This window comes from Nonomuraea sp. NPDC049421, assembly GCF_040677005.1.
GTDB classification, from domain to species: domain Bacteria; phylum Actinomycetota; class Actinomycetes; order Streptosporangiales; family Streptosporangiaceae; genus Nonomuraea; species Nonomuraea salmonea.
Window position 1 is genome coordinate 56223 of record NZ_JBFAQA010000010.1, and the last position, 18676, is coordinate 74898.

10 protein-coding genes are annotated in these 18676 nt (G+C 73.4%); 5 read left to right on the forward strand and 5 right to left on the reverse strand.

What is annotated here, in order from left to right; translation table 11 throughout:
- The first annotated feature begins 55 nt into the window (after positions 1-55).
- The 4 genes from AB0K18_RS18810 to AB0K18_RS18825 all read left to right on the forward strand — a co-directional run bounded on the left by AB0K18_RS18810 (position 56) and on the right by AB0K18_RS18825 (position 7129).
- A complete protein-coding gene (locus tag AB0K18_RS18810; protein ID WP_364915476.1) occupies positions 56-4492 on the forward strand; it encodes a hypothetical protein in 4437 nt (1478 codons plus the stop codon).
- A 109-nt stretch (positions 4493-4601) separates the two neighbouring features.
- The gene (locus AB0K18_RS18815; RefSeq protein ID WP_364915478.1) at positions 4602-5420 is read left to right on the forward strand and encodes a helix-turn-helix transcriptional regulator; all 819 of its coding nucleotides are present in this window, start codon (positions 4602-4604) and stop codon (positions 5418-5420) included.
- 114 nt (positions 5421-5534) lie between these two features.
- A complete protein-coding gene (locus AB0K18_RS18820) occupies positions 5535-6410 on the forward strand; it encodes an oxidoreductase (protein ID WP_364915480.1) in 876 nt (291 codons plus the stop codon).
- Positions 6407-7129 (forward strand): SDR family oxidoreductase, encoded by a 723-nt coding sequence (locus tag AB0K18_RS18825; RefSeq protein ID WP_364915482.1) that lies wholly within the window; start codon positions 6407-6409, stop codon positions 7127-7129. Before AB0K18_RS18820 ends, AB0K18_RS18825 begins: the two co-directional genes overlap by 4 nt.
- A 9-nt stretch (positions 7130-7138) precedes the next feature.
- Here AB0K18_RS18825 and AB0K18_RS18830 read toward each other — a convergent pair whose 3' ends face one another.
- The 3 genes from AB0K18_RS18830 to AB0K18_RS18840 form a co-directional block, all read right to left on the reverse strand.
- Positions 7139-9454, reverse strand: a complete 2316-nt coding sequence (locus AB0K18_RS18830; RefSeq protein WP_364915484.1) for a hypothetical protein — start codon at positions 9452-9454, stop codon at positions 7139-7141.
- Between the two features lie 160 nt (positions 9455-9614).
- On the reverse strand, positions 9615-12848 hold the full coding sequence (locus tag AB0K18_RS18835; RefSeq protein ID WP_364915486.1) for a hypothetical protein: 3234 nt from the start codon (positions 12846-12848) through the stop codon (positions 9615-9617).
- Complete coding sequence (locus AB0K18_RS18840; protein ID WP_364915487.1) at positions 12845-14233, reverse strand: glycoside hydrolase family 43 protein; 1389 nt, start codon at positions 14231-14233, stop codon at positions 12845-12847. The genes AB0K18_RS18835 and AB0K18_RS18840 overlap by 4 nt, the downstream gene beginning before the upstream one ends.
- 350 nt (positions 14234-14583) lie before the next feature.
- Here AB0K18_RS18840 and AB0K18_RS18845 point away from each other — a divergent pair, with 350 nt between their 5' ends.
- A complete protein-coding gene (locus tag AB0K18_RS18845; RefSeq protein ID WP_364915489.1) occupies positions 14584-15402 on the forward strand; it encodes a hypothetical protein in 819 nt (272 codons plus the stop codon).
- Positions 15403-15466: 64 nt separating this feature from the next.
- Here the strand turns inward: AB0K18_RS18845 and AB0K18_RS18850 are convergent, their stop codons facing one another.
- Positions 15467-17950 (reverse strand): PEP/pyruvate-binding domain-containing protein, encoded by a 2484-nt coding sequence (locus AB0K18_RS18850; RefSeq protein WP_364915491.1) that lies wholly within the window; start codon positions 17948-17950, stop codon positions 15467-15469.
- A gap of 1 nt (position 17951) precedes the next feature.
- A complete protein-coding gene (locus AB0K18_RS18855; protein WP_364915493.1) occupies positions 17952-18644 on the reverse strand; it encodes a helix-turn-helix domain-containing protein in 693 nt (230 codons plus the stop codon).
- Between the last annotated feature and the right edge of the window lie 32 nt (positions 18645-18676).

Here is an 18676-nt window from a genome sequence, read left to right on the forward strand (position 1 = left end):
CATTGGCATCCTACGAACGCCGAACCCGACGAGCCTTTGCGCGGTGGAACGCCGGATGACCGAGGACGAATCAGCAGCCACGATCGAGAAGACGCGGCTCGTGCGCGACTCCCGTTGGAACGGTCCACCGTTGCTGCTGGCCGACGCGGGGGCCCGGGTGCTGCTGGCCGGCACGGGCACGCATCGGCCCGCGTCCCGGCTGCCGCAGGCGCCCGCCGTGGCCGCCACCCTCACCGACGTCGCCCGCTGCCTGGTCGAGCGGGCGCGCCTGGCGCCCGACCGGCTCGACGTGCTGCTCGACCCGCCCACGCCCGGCGACCTGGGCGAGGCGCTGGAGCGGGCGGCGCGCGAGGCGACGAATGTGCTGATGTTCCACTTCGTGGGGCATGCCCTGTTCGGGCCCGGTGACGAGCTCTATCTCGCCACCGGGGCGACCGTCGACCTCTTCGAGGGCACCGCGGGCTATCAGGCGCTGCCGTACGCGCTGGTGCGGCGCATCCTCGCCGGGTCGCGGGCCGAGCTGGCCGTGGTGGTGCTCGACTGCTGCTTCAGCGGCGGCGGGCGGCCGGTGCCCGCCAAGGCGATGGATCAGCCGCTGGCCTGGCCCGGCGCCTACGTGCTGGCCTCGTCGAGCCGCGATCCCAACTCGTGGGCGCTGCCCGGCGTCCGGCACACCGCGCTCAGCGGCGGGCTGCTGCGGCTGCTGCACGAGGGCGACCCCGAGGGGCCGGCCGCGTTCACGCTCGACCACGTCCACCACCGCCTGGCCCGCTCACTGCCCGCCGCAGGGTTCCCGCGCCCCCGGCGGGAGGCGGGCGAGCTGCGTGAGCTGCCGCCGCTGGCCGCGAACCCGGCCCACGCGGCGCCCCGGGTGCGGCAGCGTCCGGTGGGCGCGCCGGGCGACCCCGACAGCCCCTACCGGGGGCTGGTGGCGTACGGGCCGGAGCAGGCGGGGGTGTTCGCCGGGCGCGAGGACGCGACGCGGTCGCTGGCCGCGCGGGTCCGGCAGGCGCTCAGGGCGGCGCGGCCGCCGATGGTGCTCGGGGGGCAGGCGTTCGAGACCGGCGGGCCGCTGCTCGTCACCGGGCCGTCGGGCTGCGGGAAGACGTCGCTGCTGCGGGCCGGGCTGCTGCCCGCGCTCAAGGACGAGGTGGGCCGGTGCGTGGTGCTGACCCCCGGCTCAGAGCCGACGGCGGCGCTGGCCCGTGAGCTGGCCGCGCTCGGCGGGGCCGATCCCGTACGCCTGCGGGCGATCATCGAGTCCGACCCCGGCGCGGCCCGGCGCGGGCTGCCCGGGCCGACGCTGGTGGTGGTGGACCAGTTCGAGGAGGTGTTCACCGCCTGCGGGGACGAGACGGCGCGGCGGCGGTTCGTGGCGGCGCTGGCCGAGCTGTCGGGGTCGGCTGCGGTGGTGATCGCCGTACGCGGTGACTTCTTCGCGCGCTGCGCGGCCTACCCGGGGCTGCTCGGGTCGATGCGGCGGCCGGAGATCGTGCCGCTGATGTCGCCCGCCGGGGTGCGCAGGGCCGTCGAGGAGCCGGCCGCGCGGGCCGGGCTCGCCGTCGAGCCGGGGCTGACCGAGCTGATCCTGGAGGACCTGCGCGGGGTCTCCGACGACCAGTTGCCGCGGCTGTCGCACGCGTTGCTGGCGACGTGGCGGCGGCGTACCGGCGGGGTGCTCACCATGGAGGGCTACCGCGCGGCCGGCGGGGTCGCGCGGGCGATCGCGATGAGCGGCGAGGAGACGCTGCGGCGGCTCGGCACCGAGTCGGAGCCGGTGGCGCGGGCGCTGCTGGAGCGGCTGGTGCGGGTGGACGAGCGGGCGGGCGCGGTGCCGTGCCGGGTGCCGGTGGCCGAGCTGAGCCAGGGGCCGGAGTCGGTGCCGGGCCAGGTGCTGGCCGAGCTGGCCAGGGCGCGGCTGGTCGTCGTCGAGCGCGACGAGGCGCGGCTGGTGCACGAGGCGCTGGTGCGGGGCTGGCCCCGGCTGGCGAGCTGGGCGGAGTCGCGGCGGGCGAGTCTGCTCGTCCGCGCCCGGCTGGCCGAGGACGCCGCCCTGTGGCGCGAGGACGGCAGGAACCCCTCCCACCTCTACACCGACGACCGCCTCACCACCGCGGAGACCGTCGTCGGCCGCACCCGGCGGGAGCCGGGGAAGGCGGCTCGAAAGGTCGCGCGGGGGGTCGCGGCGGGTGGGCCGGCATCGGGAGAGGTGAGTGCGGAGGAGGGGGAGTTCCTCGTCGCGTCGCGGCGGCGGCAGGAGCGCAAGAAGCTGGTGGCGCGGGGCGCCATCGCCGTGCTCAGCGCGCTCGTGCTGGCAGGGGCGGCGGGCGGCGTCGTCGCGGTGGTGCAGGGCGGCAGGGCCGACGCGCGGGCGGCCGAGGCGTCCAGGGTGCGCGACGAGGCGCTGTCGCGGGAGGTCGCGGCGGCGGCGAGCGGCACGGGCGACACCTCGCTCGGCGCCCAGCTCGCGCTGGCGGCCTACCGCCTGTCCCCCACGCCCGAGGCGCGCGGCGCGCTGCTCGGCTCGCTCTCGCGCCCGATCGGCGCGCGGCTGATCGGCCACACCGCGCCCGTCGAGCGGGTGGCCTACCGTCCCGACGGCCGGGTGGCCGTGACGGCGTCGGGCGACGCCACCGCCCGGTTGTGGAACGTCGCCGACCCGCTGCGGCCCAGGCCGCTGGGCGTGGTGGAGGGGCACACGGACGGGGTGCGCGCGGTCGCGTTCACCGCCGACGGGAAGGTGCTGGCCACGGGGTCGGCCGACGGCACGGCCAGGCTGTGGGACGTCTCCGACACCGCGCGCCCACTGCCGCTGGCCACGCTCAAGGGCCACAAGGAGCCGGTCGGCTCGGTGGCGTTCACGCCGGAGGGCGACGTCCTCGCCACCGCCTCGCCCGACGGCACGACGCGGCTGTGGAGCACGGCCGACACGGAGCAGCCCAAGGCGCTGTCGGTGGTCCGGCAGGACGCCGACTTCACCGAGACGGTCTTCAGCCCCGACGGCCGCCTGGCCGCGCTGGCGACGGCCGGTGGCACGATCACCATCCTCGACGTACGCACCCCCGCCACGCCTGCCACGCTCGCGACGCTGACCTCGCAGCACGACGGCGTGCGCGGCGTCGCCTTCTCCCCCGACGGCCAGAACCTGGCGGCGGGCACGGCGGACGGCACGGTCGAGCTGTGGGACGTCGCCGCCGGGAAGCTGTCCGGCACCGCGAAGGGCAGCGGCGCGGCGGTGCACGACGTCGCGTTCACCCCCGACGGCACTCTGCTGGCCGCCGCGTCGAACGACGCCGACGTCCGGCTGTGGAGCGTGGCGGACCCGGCCGCACCCGAGCTCGCGGCGACCCTGGCGGGCGCCCCCGACGCGGTGACGGGCGTGGCGTTCAGCCCCGACGGCGGGCGGCTGGCGACGTCCTCGGCCGACGGGGTCGCCCGCCTCTGGAACGTCTCCGACGCCGCCCGCCTCGCCCCCCGCGCCAGGCTCGCCCGGCACACCGGCGAGGTGAACGCCGTGGCGATCTCCAAGGGCGGCACCACGCTGGCCACCGCCTCCGACGACGAGACCGTCATGTTGTGGAACGTCTCCGACCCGGCCGCCGTCACCCCGCAGTCCACGCTGTCCGGCCACACCGAGCCGGTGCTGACGGCCGCGTTCAGCCCCGACGACAGCCGTCTGGTCACCGCCTCGCGCGACGGCACCGCCCGCCTCTGGGACGTCTCCTCGCCCGCCGCGCCCAAGCTGCTCGGCACGATCACCGGCGGCATCCGCTCGGCCGCGTACGGCGCCGACGAGCGTACGGTGCTGACCACCGCCGCCGACGGCAGGGCCGCGCTGTGGAACGTCGCCACGCCGGCCGCGCCCGTGCGCCTCGCCTACCTCGGCCCCGCCGACGCCCGGCTGCGGGCCGCCGCGTTCCGCCCCGACGGCAAGCTGGTGGCGACCGGCTCCGGCACCTCGTCCGTACGGCTCTGGGACGTCTCCAAGCCGGCCCGCCCCGAAGCGGCGGCCACGTTCACCGCGCACGCCGGCGAGGTGCTCGGCCTGCGGTTCAGCCACGACGGCGAGACGCTGGCCACGGCGTCGTCCGACGGCACGGCCCGGCTCTGGGACGTCTCCGACCCCGCCTCCCCCCGCCGCCTGGCGGAGCTGACCGGCCACGACGGCGACGTGGCGGCGGTGGCGTTCGCCGCCGACGACCGCAGGCTCGTCACGGCCTCCGACGACAGGACCGTGCGCGTGTGGGACGTCGTCGATCCGGCCGGCCCCGCGCCGTGGGCGGTGTTCGCGGGGCAGCGCCCGGTGCTGGACGCCGTGCCGGGGCCCGACGGCACCGTGCTGGCCGGCACGTCGGGCAGCGCCGTGCAGCTCTGGGGGCTGAACGCCGAGCAGGCGAGCGCCCGGGTCTGCGAGTCGGCCGGCACGTCGATCACCCGCGAGGAATGGGCCCGCCACCTTCCCGGCCGCCCCTACACCCCGCCCTGCCCCTAGAGAACCGGTTGCAACCCCTTGCCGCAGCTGAGGAGGCTCTTGAGGGTGGGAGTTTCGCGCCCACCCTCAGGGCCCCTGAACAGCGGGTTCCTGGTCTAGCCTGGAGGACATGGACACGGAGAACCTGCTCGGGCAGTTCCTGCGGGCCCGCCGCGAGCTGCTCCAGCCCGAAGACCTCGGTATGCCGGTCGGCGCGCGCCGGCGGGTGGCGGGGCTGCGCCGCGAGGAGGTGGCGCGGCTGGCCGGGGTCAGCACCGACTACTACATCCGCCTCGAACAGGGCCGCGAGCGGCACCCGTCCGCTCAGGTGGTGGACGCCCTGGCCAGGGCGCTGGAGCTGGAGGACGACGCTGCGGCCCACCTGCACCGGCTGGCCCACCCCGCCATCGAGAGCCGCCGATCGTCGCAGGGCCCCGAGCGGGTGAGCGACGCCCTGCTGCGCATGATGGCGGCCTGGCCGCGCACGCCCGCCGTGGTGCTGGGGCGCCGCATGACCGTGCTGGCCGCCAACACGCTCGGCGAGGCGCTGTTCGCCGGGCATGCCTACAGCGACGACCTGATGCGGCTGGTGTTCCTCGACCCCGACGCGCGCACGTTCTACCCCGACTGGGACAGGGTCGCGGCCAACACCGTGGGCGGGCTGCGCTCGTCCATCGGCACCGACTACGACGACCCTGAGCTGGTCGAGCTGGTCGGTGAGCTGTCGCTGAAGAGCGCCGCGTTCCGCGAGCTGTGGGCCCGCCACGACATCCGCCAGAAGACCCACGAGACCAAACGCTTCCGCCATCCGCTGGTCGGCGAGCTGATCCTGCACTACGAGTCGCTGACCGTGAACAGCGCGCCCGGCCAGCAGCTCGTCGTCTACCAGGCCGATCCTGGCAGCCCGTCGGAGGAACGCCTCTCGCTGCTGGGCAGCCTCACCGCCTGACCGTCTGATCCACGTACGCGTCGGCGCGACCGCCGTCGCGCCATCCCGGCATGCCCGCGATGCGATGACGCACGCCCGCCGGGACACCACACACCATCGGAGTTCTCACCTGTCATGAGCAACGATCACACCCCTGTCTGGTTCATCACCGGCTGTTCGACCGGCCTCGGCCGGTCGCTCGCCGCCGCCGTGCTCGACCGCGGTCACCGGGCCGTCGTCACCGCCCGCTCGCCCGAGCAGGTGGCCGATCTGGTGGCCGCGCACCCGGGCCGCGCCCTCGCCCTGCCCCTCGACGTCACCGACCGGCACCAGGTCGAGCGGGCGGTGAAGGCGGCGGAGGCCGAGTTCGGCGGCATCGACGTGCTGGTCAACAACGCCGGGTACGGCTACCTCGCCGCCCTGGAGGAAGGCGAGGACGACCAGGTCAGGGCATTGTTCGAGACGAACGTGCACGGCCTGGTGGACGTCACCAAGGCCGTGCTGCCCGGCATGCGCGCCCGCCGAGACGGCCACGTCGTGAACATCTCGTCGCTGGGCGGGCTGGCCGCGTTCGGAGCGACCGGCTACTACCACGCCACCAAGTTCGCCGTGGAGGGGCTGTCGGAGTCGCTCGCGGCCGAGGTGGGGCCGCTGGGCATCAAGGTCACGATCGTGGAGCCGGGCGCGTTCCGTACGAACTGGTCGGGGCCCTCGATGCGGCAGTCCGAGACCCGCATCGCCGACTACGACGAGACGGCCGGCGCCCGGCGCGCGTCCACCCTGGCCACCTACGGCCACCAGCCAGGCGACCCCGGCAGGGCCGCCGCGGCGATCATCACGGCGGTCGAGTCGCCTGAGCCGCCGCTGCGGCTGCTGCTCGGCAAGGCCGCCTACGACGTCGCCACCGCCCGGCTCACCACGCTCAAGGCCGGCTTCGACGCCTGGCGCGAGCTGACGCTCAGCGCCGACTACCCGGCCGACTACCCGGCCGGCACCAAGGAGGAAGCATGAGCAAGATCGTTCTCATCACCGGCGCGAGCAGCGGCATCGGCGAGGCCACCGCGCGCCGCCTGGCCGCCGACGGCCACATCGTGGTGCTCGGCGCGCGCCGCGAGGACCGGCTCGCCGAGGTCGCGAAGGCCATCGAGGCGGACGGCGGCACGGCCGACGTGCGGCGGCTGGACGTCACCGACCGCCAGGACGTCGCCGCCTTCGCCGACGAGGTCGCCCAGCGGTACGGCCGCTTCGACGTGATCGTCAACAACGCCGGCGTGATGCCGCTGTCCCGGCTGGATGCGCTGCTGGTGGACGAGTGGGACCGGATGATCGACGTGAACGTGCGCGGCCTGCTGCACGGGATCGCCGCCGCGCTGCCCCACTTCCAGCGGCAGGGCACCGGCCACTTCGTCACCATCGCCTCGACCGGCGCGTACGAGGTGGTGCCGACGGGCGCGGTCTACTGCGCGACCAAGTACGCCGCCCGCGCCATCACCGAGGGCCTGCGCCTGGAGCTGGACCCCGCCATCCGCGTCACCACGATCTCCCCCGGCGTCGTGGAGTCCGAGCTGGCCGACTCCATCACCGACCCGGGCGCGCGGGAGAAGATGCGCACGTACCGGGCGCACACCATCTCACCGGACTCGGTCGCGGGCGCCATCGCGTACGCCATCGGCCAGCCGCCCGGCGTGGACGTCAACGAGCTGATCATCCGTCCGACCCACCAGCGCTGAGACCTGTGGTCATGGGTGGGGGCCGCTGTTGGAAAGGCCCTCGCCCTCCGGTTCGAGTGCGTAGGCGATGCCCGCGTCGACGTCGCTGTCATAGCCGGTCCGGTACGCCGCCGCGTAGGCGTTGTCGCCGAGGACGGCCCTGGCCTGCGCCTCGCACGCCCTCCTTGCCGCCACCCATTCGGGCACACTGGCCTGCGCCTGCCCGTGGTTGCTCCACACCCGCTGGGCCAGCCCGAGCAGCCGGGCCGCGCGCAGGGAGTGACCGGCCGCGCCGGCGGCCAGCGCCAGCAGGTCGACGGTCAGCCCGATGCCGAACGTGTCGTGCAGCCGCCGCTTGGTCCGTAACGCGGCCTGGCCGTAGCGGACGGCGGCGGCCAGCCGTCCGCCGCTCAGCTCGGCCTGCCCGCGCAGGAAGTCGCCGTGGGAGCGCATGAGCTGCTCGCCGCGCCCGTCGCACAGGCCGCGCAGGTCGTCGAGGACGGTGACGGCCTCGTCGAGCCGCCCGGCCACGGTCAGCGCGTGCGCCCGGCAGAGCAGCGCCAGGAGGCCGGCGATGGTGGGCGGCTCGTCGTTCCACCGGTCCCGGTAGGCGGGCTCCGACTCGGCCAGGACCTGAGCGAGGTCACCGCGGATGACCCCGACCGCCGACCGGAGCGACCTGGCGCAGACGGCGGCGTAGATCTCGACGTGCCCGGCCCGCTCATGGGCGGCGAACCCGCCGGCGGAGGCCGGAGCGGCACGCCTGTGCACCGCGGAGAGCTCACCATGGGCCGCGGGCTCCTCATCGGGAGCCACGGGCACGTCGCCGGAGGCCGGAGGGGTGGTGGCGTGCAGGTCGCCGGCGACCATGGCGATCTGCGTGGCTCGTTCTTCCGCGCTCCGCGCGTCGCCCTGCGAGGCGGCCAGGAGGCCGTCGGCCCACAACGCCTGGATGAGGGCGGGTTCGGGGCGGCGGGCCTGAGCGAGGGCCTGGCGCAGGTGGTGGCGGCCCTCCTTGGCGTGGCCGCAGCCGTACCAGAAGAACGCCAGGACGCCGGCCAGCTCCAGAGCGGGACGGCCGTCGCCGGCGGACAGGGCGACGTCAAGGGCGGCGCGGAGGTTGTCGTGCTCGCCCACCATGCGGTCGTACCAGGAGAGCTGACCGGGCCCGAGCCAGCCGGCGGCGCCCTTGATGGACAGCGCCAGGTAGTGCTCGCGGTGGCACTGCCTGAAGCGCTCCTCCTCGCCGAGGTCGCGCAGCCGGCGGGCGCCGTACTCGCGCAGCGTGTCGAGCATGCGGTAACGCTCGCCCGCGCCGGTCGGCAGCCAGGTCAGCACGGAGTCCTCGGCCAGGGCGTCGAGCAGCAGCCCGACGTCGCTCTCCGGCAACCGCTCGTCGGCGCAGACCTGGCGGGCGGCCTCGGCGTCGAAGTCACCCGCGAACACCGACAGCCGCGCCCACAGCAGCCGCTCCGCGGGCTCGCACAGCTCGTGGCTCCATCCGACGGCGGTGCGCAGCGCCTGGTGCCACGGCGGCTCGTCAGGGGCGGCAGGATCAGGGGCGGGGCCGGCGCCGAGCACGGCGAAACGGTCGTCGAGCCGGTCGGCGAGGTAGCCGAGGGGCAGGGTGCGCAGCCGGGCGGCGGCCAGCTCGATCGCGAGCGGGATGCCTTCGAGCCTGCGGCACAGCCGTACGACGGACTCCTCGCTCTCCTTGCCCAGGTCGAAGCCGGGAACGGTCTCGGCGGCCCGCTCGGCGAGCAGCGTCACCGCGTCGCCCGCGAGCGCCGTCGCATCGGCGGGCGGGACCGCCAGCGGCTCGATCACGACCAGCGTCTCGCCCGCCACCTCCAGCGGGCGGCGGCTGGTGGCGAGGACGCGCAGCCCCGGTACGGCGTCGAGCAGCGCGGCCACGACCTTGCCGCAGGGGCCCGCGAGGTGTTCGCAGCCGTCGAGGACGATCAGCAGCTCACGCCCCGACAGGTGCTCGGTCAGCACCTCGGGCATGGGGCGCGCGGTCTGGTCGGACAGCCGCAGCGCTCCGGCGACCGCGTGCGGCACGAGACCGTCGTCGCGCAGCGTGGACAGGTCGACCAGCCAGGCGCCGCCGCCGAACTCGGCCCGCAGCTCGGCCGCCGCGCGCAGCGCCACGCGTGACTTTCCGACGCCTCCGACGCCGGTCAGCGTCACCAGGCGGGATCGCCGGCAGGCCGTAAGCACCTGGCCGAGCTCGGCGCGGCGGCCGACCAGGCTGGTCAGCTCGGGTGGGAGATTGCCCGCCTGCCACTTGCCTGCCATCGTGATCGCCACCCATCCGGCCGGGAGTGTGACAGCAGCTTGCCCCATGACGGCACGCTCCGTCACCAAAAGTAAGGAAGCCACTACTCCGATGCTGGAGATGGTGCGCCCGTGCCAGGGTGGCGTCAAGGGCGGACGGCAGGCGCGGCGAGGGGCGCGGGTGTGAAAGCGGGGGCGCGGCCGCGGGCCTGGACGCGCCCCCGCGCTCTCAGCTCCCGTAGGCCTTGACCTCCAGGAGGCCCACGGAGCTCGTCCCGTTGCCGGTCAGCAGCACGCGCAGGCGGGTGGTGCCGGTGGCGGTGAAGGTGACGGTGTTGTAGGCGTTCTTCGCCAGCGTGTACGCCGACGCGCCCGGCACGTCCGCGTACGCGCTGCCGTTCCAGTACTGCAGCTTCCACGACGCCGGCATGTCGATGCCCTGGTCGTCGTCGAAGAAGTACACCTCGGCCCGGTTCAGCGTGCGGGCGGACGGCCAGGTGAGGTCCACCCACTGCTGGCCGGTCTCGGGCCAGCAGCCCCAGCGCGGGTTGACGGTGTCGTTGGAGGAGGGCGGATCGATGCCGTCGTTGACGGCGGCGACGCTCTCCCACGACGACGTGTACGACGCGCTGGGCACGGCCGACGGGGCGTGGTTGGTGGACGGCTGGACGCCGCCGCCCCGGTTGTGCACCTTGATCTCGGTGAGCCCGGTCCGAGCCCCCGGCGCGGCGGTGAACAGCACCCGCATCCGCTGCGCGCTGACGGCGCCGAACCGCACCACGTTGTAGTTGCCCCGCGGCGTGGCCGGTGTCTTGACCTGCGAGGTCGCGCTGACCCAGGTGCTGCCGTCGTGATATTGGACGTCGTACGAGACCGGCGCCCGGTAGGTGCCGCTGGCCGGCCGGCTGTCCTTGAAGTACAGCCGCACCTCGTCGAAGGTGCGTGCGGTGCCGAAGTTCAGCTCGTACCAGTCCTGGCCCGAGGCGGTGCCGCCCCAGAACGGCTCGTTGATGGGGAATCCGTCCACGGCCCCGGAGGTGGAGCTGCCGGACGCGGTCGTCGAGGCGGTGGCGCTCGCGCCGGAGGCCAGGTCGGCGAGGTCGGCGGTCAGGTCGACGCCGGCCTTGGCGAGCAGGTCGATCATGCGCTGGCTGGTGTGGACGACCTGGTTCGGCGCCTGCAGACCGGGGACGGCGACGTTGTGCGTGACGGTGCCGCCGGTGGTGACCGCGCCGGTCGCCGGGTCCCACGTGAACGGCACCAGGTCCGACACGGTGGCGGCTCGGGTGCCGTTGACGTAGATGGAGTAGCCCTGCGGCACGCCCGGGTAGCGGGTCACGCCGTCGGCGGGGTCGTCCCAGACGATGGTCAGGTTCGCGTTGCGGTAGCGCAGGTTGTTGACCGTGAAGTGGGTCCAGCCGATGTCGATCGGCGACAGCTCCACCTTGGCGTCGTTGCGCGGCCGCAGCCCGGCGACGTCCTCGATGACGGTCCAGTTGCCGCTGCCCAGGATGTTGTGGTGGATCCAGGAGCGGTAGGTGATGGCGGAGCCGTTCCAGTCGGCCCAGAACTCGTTGGCGTCGGGCCACTGGGGGTTGCCGCCGACGTACTGCGCCCAGGCGTTCCAGTAGAGCAGCTTCTTGTACCAGGTGGCGTCGATCCACTCGTTGGGGTAGCCGCGCAGCACCGACGACAGCAGGCGGAACTGCACGGTCGAGTTGATCGTGGAGAAGTTGTTGCTGCCGGTGCCGGAGGCCGCCTTGTCGGCCTGGTTCGCGGTGTAGAAGGGGAAGATCGGATACTGCGCCGGGTCGTCGAACAGGCGCAGGGCCTGCTTGTACGTCGCCGTGTCCGGGATCGCGCCGACCGCGAACGGGTAGTAGTTGTTGATCTCCTTCCACGGCACCCACTCGTTCGTGGACTTCAGCCGGTGCTCGAAGAGCTGCCTGTTCGGGTTCCACAGGACGCCGACGATGGCGTTCTGGATCTGGGTGGCGAGCGTGCGCATCTCGCCGGCCTTGGCGCTGTCGCCGATCGCCTCGTACGCCTGGGCCGCGGCCAGCGCGCCGCTGTACTGGTAGGCCGACTCGGCCCTGTCCATCCTGCCGGGCTTCCAGTGGAACGACACGGCGTCGGCGTCGTTGCCGGTCAGGGCGCCCCAGTCGTACTCGATGAGCTTGTTGCCGTCGGTGTCGTAGTGCGCGAGCTGGCCCTTGACGTCCTGCTCGGCGTAGCGGGCCAGGTTGGCGGCGACGGCGGGCTTGCCGCCGTGGATCTGGTAGCTCCTCCAGGCGGCCTCGGCGATGTACTGGGTGTAGCTGTTCGACCAGTTCTCCGGGTCGCCGGGATTGTCGACGAAGCGGCCGTTCCTGGAGGTCTGGCCGACGCTGAGCCAGTCGCCGTAGGCGTAGCCGGGATCGCGCAGGTACTTCAGGTCGTCGATGTGCATGGGCTGGGTGAGCGCGATCGCGTTGTTGTAGCCCAGCACGCCCTCCATGGAGGTGGGGAACTGGAAGGTCTGCCCGGGGATGTCGGCGTCGAGGTGGTTGAAGCGCATCAGCCACCAGCGGTAGTAGATGTTCTTCTTGATGGCCGGTTCCGGCACGTCGATGTAGGGGACGTTGTCGGCCCACCACCGGTTGTACGCGCGCACGTGGGTGGCGAAGGCGGTGGCGGCCGAGTAGCCGGCGTAGGCGTCGTACTCGGTGCGCGAGGCCGGGATCTCGTTGGCGACGAAGCCCATGACGACCTTGACCGTCACCGTGGCGCCCGCCGCGACGGCGACCGAGCGGTTCAGCCCGCCGCTCGACACCGTGAACCCGTCACCGGTGAGCCGCGGGTAGAGGGTGGTGAGGTCGTTGTAGGCGTTCACCTGGCCGGTCAGCTCGTCGCCGCTGCCCGACGTGGCGTATGGCGAGGTGGCGCGCAGTTGCAGGGTCGTCGAGCCCGAGCCGCCGTTGGTGATGGCCAGGTTGGCCACCGCCACGTTGTTCTCGGTGATGAACTTGGTCTGGTTGATGGTGATCGAGCCGCTGGTGTGCCGGCTCTTCCAGTGGCTCGGCGCCTGCCAGCGGCTGCTCACCTGTTCGGTGAACGTGCCGGGCGAGACGGAGACGGTGAACGCGCTCGCGTTGCTGATGCTCTCCCAGTACGCCGCCTGCCCGGCGAAGCCCAGCGTGCCCGGCGTGTGCGTCTTCATGAACAGCGCCCGCCCGCGCGTCATCAGCCAGGTGCCCGCCGGATCGTTGCCCGGACGGGCGAGCAGCCGGTCCATCCAGAAGTCGGTGCCGGAGCTCTCGGCGTCGTAGATGGCCCGCATGTGGTCGCCGGTCGTGTACGAGCCGGGCGGCGCCGGGATGGCGGGGCCGCTGAACGTGGGGTAGCCGATGGTCTGGTCCGCGTACGCGGCGGGCGCCACCATCAGGGCCGCTGACAGAAGTAAGGCCGACAGGACGCGCCTCATGCGAAGGCCCTCCATTCGAGCACGCCGGTCGAGTAGCCGGTACGGGAGGTGATGGACAGCCGCAGCCGGGTCGTGCTGACGGGGGTGAACGTGGTGACGTTGAACGCGTTGGCGGCGGTGCCGCAGCCCGACGCGCCGGGCACGGGGACGTACGCGCTGCCGTTCCAGTACTGCAGCCGGCACGACGCCGGCAGGTCGATGCCCAGGTCGTCGTCGAACCAGTACACCTCCGAACGCGAGATCGTCTGCGCGCTCGGCCAGCGGTACTCGACCCACTCGGTGCCCTGGTGGTTCCAGTTGCCGTAGGCGCCGTGGCTGTGGTCGGCCGAGTTCGCCGGGGTGTGGCCGTCGTTGATCGCGCCCAGCGTCTCCCACGGCGACACGTACGACGTGGACGGGGTGGCGCTCGCCGCCAGGTTGCCCGGCGTCACGGGGCCGCCCGCCTGCACCACCTTCCGCATGGTGCCGTCGGCGTTGAAGGACAGCTTGTCGATGGTCACCGAGCGGCGGAAGTCGCCCCCGCCCGGCGCCGCGGCGTTGTGGTAGACCATGTACCACTGGCCCTTGAACTCGATGATCGCCGGGTGGTTCGTCGTCGAGCTGACCTGGTCGAGCACCACGCCCCGGTGCGTCCACGGGCCCATCGGGTCGCTCGCGGTGGCGTACCTGACGCAGGCGTGGCCGGGGGCCGCGCAGCCCGAGTCGTTGGCCGCGTACGCGAGGTAATAGACGCCGTCGCGCTTGAACATCCAGGGCGCCTCCCAGAAGTTCGACACGCCGCTCGGGGTGACGACCGGGCCGTTGAGCGTGGTCATGTCGGCGTTGAGGCGGGCGGCGCGCAGTCCGTAGTAGGAGCCCCAGTACAGGTAGACCTGGCCGTCGTCGTCGGTGAAGACGGTGGGGTCGATGTTGAGCGGGGACGAGTTGGGGGTGCTGTCGCTGACCAGCGGGCCTCCCTTGGCGTCCGTGAACGGGCCGAGCGGGCTGTTCCCGACGGCCACGCCGATGTCCATCCAGCCGGGGCCGTTGCCGTTGACGGGGACGTACCAGTAGTAGCGGCCGTCGGCCCCGCGCTCGACCTCGCCCGCCCAGGCGTCCGCGCCGGCCCAGGAGAAGTCCGCGATCGACAGCTTGGCGCCCTGGTCGGTGAAGGTGGCGGCGTCGGAGGAGGTGAAGACGTGCCAGTCGCGCATGACGAAGTTCGTGCCGCCGGGCGGAGCCTCGTCGTGGCCGGTGTAGACGTACAGGGTGTCGCCTACGACCAGCGCGGCCGGGTCGGCCGTGTAGATCGCGGTGGTGATCGGCGGGCCCGCCAGCGCGGGCCGCGCGGTGGTGAGGAGGAGCAGGAATGCCGCGGCGACGGCCGCCGCCCATCGTCGTCTCATGTGGTGGCCCCTAGCTTTGTCATGTGAGCGCTAACATCATGGACTCAGGACTTCTAAAAGGTTTTCGGAAAAGTAGACCGGGCGAGCGAGGCTGTCAATCGGCCGCTGCAACGTACTGCACGTGCGCTGACGTGCTCGGCCAAGACGGCCATGCACACTGATCAGGTAGCGAACGCTTGGTCACATTTTCATATCACCGAAAAGGGTTTCGAGCCCTTTGAGTCCTCGGGGATGGTGTTCGGCGCGTTTCCGCAGGTCAAGGCGGTGGAACGGGTCGCGTGGCGTGCCCGGCGAGTCGCCCGTGTCGTGAGAAGTTCCGAACAGTAGCTCCTGACCTTGAGGAACTTCCCGTGGCACACGATCACCAGGACCGGCGGGTCAGCCGGCGACGACTCATCACCGGCATCGGCTCGCTCGGCCTCGGCGGCCTCCTGACCGCGGGCGACCCCCGCGCCGCCGGCACGCTGGCCGACGTCCCGGCCTCCGCGTTCGACTCCGACACGCACGCCAAGGCGCAGGCGCTGCTCTCCAGTGCGCAGACGTGCAAGCTGACGCCCAGCACCAAGCAGGGCCCGTACTACTTCGAGACCGGCTCCGTCCGCAGCGACCTGCGCGAGGACCGCCAGGGCGTACGGCTGCGGCTGGCGCTCAAGGTCCAGGACGGCGGCACCTGCCGGCCCCTGCCCGGCGCCGCCGTCGAGGTCTGGCACTGCGACGCGGGCGGCCTCTACTCCGGCGCGGAGACGCAGTCACGCGACGTGCTGACGGGCGGCGACAAGGTCCGGGTCAGGCCGGGAACGGTCTTCACCGACCTCACCCCGTCCGACCGGCGCCGCTACCTGCGCGGCGTCCAGCTCGCCGACCGCGACGGCATCGTCCGCTTCACCACCATCTGGCCAGGCTGGTACCCGGGCCGCACGGTGCACGTCCACGTGATGGTCATGGTCGAGGACCAGCGAGCCCTGTGCACGGAGATCATGTTCGACGAGAAACTGAACAGCCAGGTGCTGGCAACGCCCGCCTACCTCGGCCACCAGCAACCCAGGGACACCTTCAACACCAACGACCCGATCTTCAGAGACGACATGCTCGCCCACGTCATCAAAGACGGCCCCGGCTACCTCGCCGCCACCGTCCTCGCCACGGACCACGACGAACAGAGCGCCTGAGCCAGGTCAGGTCGCCGTGTCCGGGTCCTCGGCGCGCTGCGCCGGTTTCCGGCAGGCCCAGCTTTTACTCCAGCAGCTCGACGGTGCCGCGTTCGCCGTCCACCCTGATGCGGTCGCCGTCGCGCAGGCGCATGGTCGCGTTGCCGGTGCCGACGACGGCGGGGATGCCGAGCTCGCGGGCCACGATGGAGGCGTGCGACAGCGGCGCGCCCATGTCGGTGACCACGGCGGCGGCGCGGGGGAACATCGGGGTCCAGCCGACGTTGGTGAGCGTGGTGACGAGGATCTCGCCGGGCTTGAGCCGGTCGCCGTCCTCGGGGCCGGCGAGGACGCGGGCGACGCCCTCCACCACGCCGGGCGCGCCGGGGAAACCGGTGACGGTGTCGCTCACGGGGGTGGCGGGGCCGCGCGCGTCGTAGAGGTCGGCGCGGCGGGCGGGGTCGGCGGCCCAGCGTACGGGGTCGAAGGCGCCGACGATCAGCACCGGGTAGGGCGGCAGGGCGGCGTACCGCTCATGCGTGGCCCGCCGGGCCGGCACCTTCTCCAGGACGGACCGGTCGCCGCGCAGGAGGCGGAGCAGCTCGTCGAGATGGAGGAAGAAGGCGTCGTCGCCGGCGCCGGTCAGCTCCCCCGCCCGTACGGTGAAGGCGCGCAGCACCCAGAACGCGCGGACCGACTCCGACCGGGCGGCCTCCCTGTCACGGACGACGGCGTTCCACCGCCGCACCCGCGCCCGCATCGCGGCCTCCTTGCGGGGGTGGCGCCGGGCGAATCGGGCCCACGCCTCGTCCCTGGCGGCGCGCTGGCGTTCGAGGAGCTGCTCGGTGCCCGCCCGCAGGTCGCCCACGCCGGCGAGCTGGGCGTCGATCCACGCGGAGTCCTCGCCGGGCCGCGGCATGGACACCTCGAACTCGTGGGGGCCGCGATGCCCGTACGCGCGGGCGAACTCGTCCCTGCCGATCTCCCCCGCGGCCAGCCTGGACAGGCCGGTGAGCAGGCCCATGCTGGCCAGCTCGCCGTCGGCGTTGACGCCGGTCAGCATGGCCTCGGCGTCGATCTCGCCCACGAGCCTGTAGAGGCGGTGGCGGGTCATGACGAGGGTGGCGCCGCCCTGCCGCCCGGCGGCCTCCAGCATCTGGAAGGCGGTGACGGCGTGCGGGCGCAGCTCGCGTTCCCACAGCTCGGCCAGCTCGGCGGGGGTCGCGGCGGCGGCCACGCGGCCGCGCAGCTCCTCGCACCGCGCGGGCGAGGCGGCGAGGAACTCGGGCATGCGCCGCAGGTTGCGGCGGACCCTCAGCCTGATCCCCACGGCCACCGGCAGCACCCGCCTGACGATCTGCCACCGTGACAGGCCGACCAGCGGCACCTCCAGGCCGGGCGGCAGCTTGCCGAAGACCTGCTCGACCGCGCCGAGCAGGCTCTTCACGCCGATGGCCGCGGCGACGGCGTGGACGACGCTGAGGTTCATGTAGAACCGGCCGCCGATGTTGCCGACGAGGTGGAAGCCGGGCAGGGTGCTGGCCGACATGGCCTCGGCGATGAACAGCCGGACGTACGACCAGGTGATGGGGGTCATCACGTCGGGGATGGCCTCGCCCAGGTTGCCGCCGGTCCACAGGTGGTCGCCCTTGAGGCTGTCGTTCCATTCCTCCAGGGGCGTGGTGAGGCCGGTGATGGGGCGGGCCTGGACGATCGCGAACGCGCCGTCGCGCCTGGCCCACTCGACGTCCATGGGGACGCCGTACAGGGCCTGGATGCGCTCGCCGAGCCCGGCCAGCGTCACGGCCTCGGCGTCGTCGAGCACGGGCGCGTCGCGCCGCGGCTCGGGCACCGGCCGCTCCTCGGTGCCGGTGGCGGTCCGCACGGTCATGACCTTCTTGTCACCGGTACGCGACTCCGCCACCCGGCCGCCGCGCACCGTGATCACGTCGGGCGTGACCTGCCCGCCGACGACGGCCTCGCCGAGCCCCCACGAGGCGTTGATCACGGTCGCCTCGCGGTCGCCGGTGACCGGGTCGGCGGTGAACAGCACGCCGGCCGCGTCGGCGTCCACCAGTTCCTGGACGACCACGGCCAGCGCCACGTCGTCGTGCGGCACGCCGTGCCGGTCGCGGTAGGCGATGGCGCGCGGGTTCCATAACGAGGCCCAGCACCGCCGTACGGCGTCGAGCAGGCCCTGGCCCCTGACGTTGAGATAGCTGTCCTGCTGGCCGGCGAACGACATGCCGGGCAGATCCTCGGCGGTGGCGGACGAGCGCACGGCGACGGGCACGTCGTCGCCGAGGCCGGCGTAGGCGCGCAGGATCTGCCCGGCCAGCTCGTCCGGCACGTCGTGGGCGGCGAACAGCGCGGGGATCGCGTCCGGGTCGCCGGCCCGCAGGATCTCGTCGCGGAACCCGGCGACGAAGGTCCGGTAGGCGTCGGTGGTGATGTGGAACCCGCGCGGGACGGGCAGCCCCGCCCTGCTCAGCCGGGCCAGGGACGCGCCCTTGCCCCCGGCGGTGGCGAGGTCGGCGGCGGGGTCGTCGAGGGGGAGCACGGCACGCACGTCATACCTCCAGGGAGAGCGCCAGCTTCTGCTGGGCGGCCTCGGTCATGGCGTCGAGGAAGCGGCGGGTGGCGCGCGCCACGGCCTGCTCACCGCCGGGCGGCAGCGGCCCGCCGGGGCTCAGCGTCCGCTCGATGGTGGTGGCGACCAGCTCGGCGATCCGCTCGTCCGGCGGCTTGGCGCCCGGCAGGAACAGGAACCCGTAGACGACCGAGGTGATGACGACCACCTGTTCGCGCGGGTCGCCGTCGATGGCGCCGATCTCGGCCAGCTCCGCCGCGTACGCGTCGAGCGGCCCGCCGAGCGGCAGCCGCGGCCCGCTGTCGTGCTTGCGGCGGGTGAGCTTGCCGAGCACCTCGGAGTCGCCGCTGAGCACGGCCCGCATCAGCGGCCGGCCCAGCAGCGCCAGCGCGAACAGGCCGAACAGCTCGCCCGGCGCGGCCGGCTCCCGCTCGCGCACCTCGGCGACCAGGCGCACCCGCTCGCGCCGCAGCAGGGCGGTGAACAGCTCGTCGCGGGCCTTCCAGTGCAGGTAGATGGTGCCTTTGGCGACGCCGGCGCGCTGGGCGACGTCGTCGATCGTGGTCTTGTCGTAGCCCCACCGCAGGATCAGCTCCGTGGCGGCGTCGAGGATCCGGTGCGCCCGTTCGAGCCGGCGCGCCGGGGCCTGCGGTGGCCGCCCTGTCCTGGCCATGCCGAAATCACCTCATTTGTTTGACCAAATAA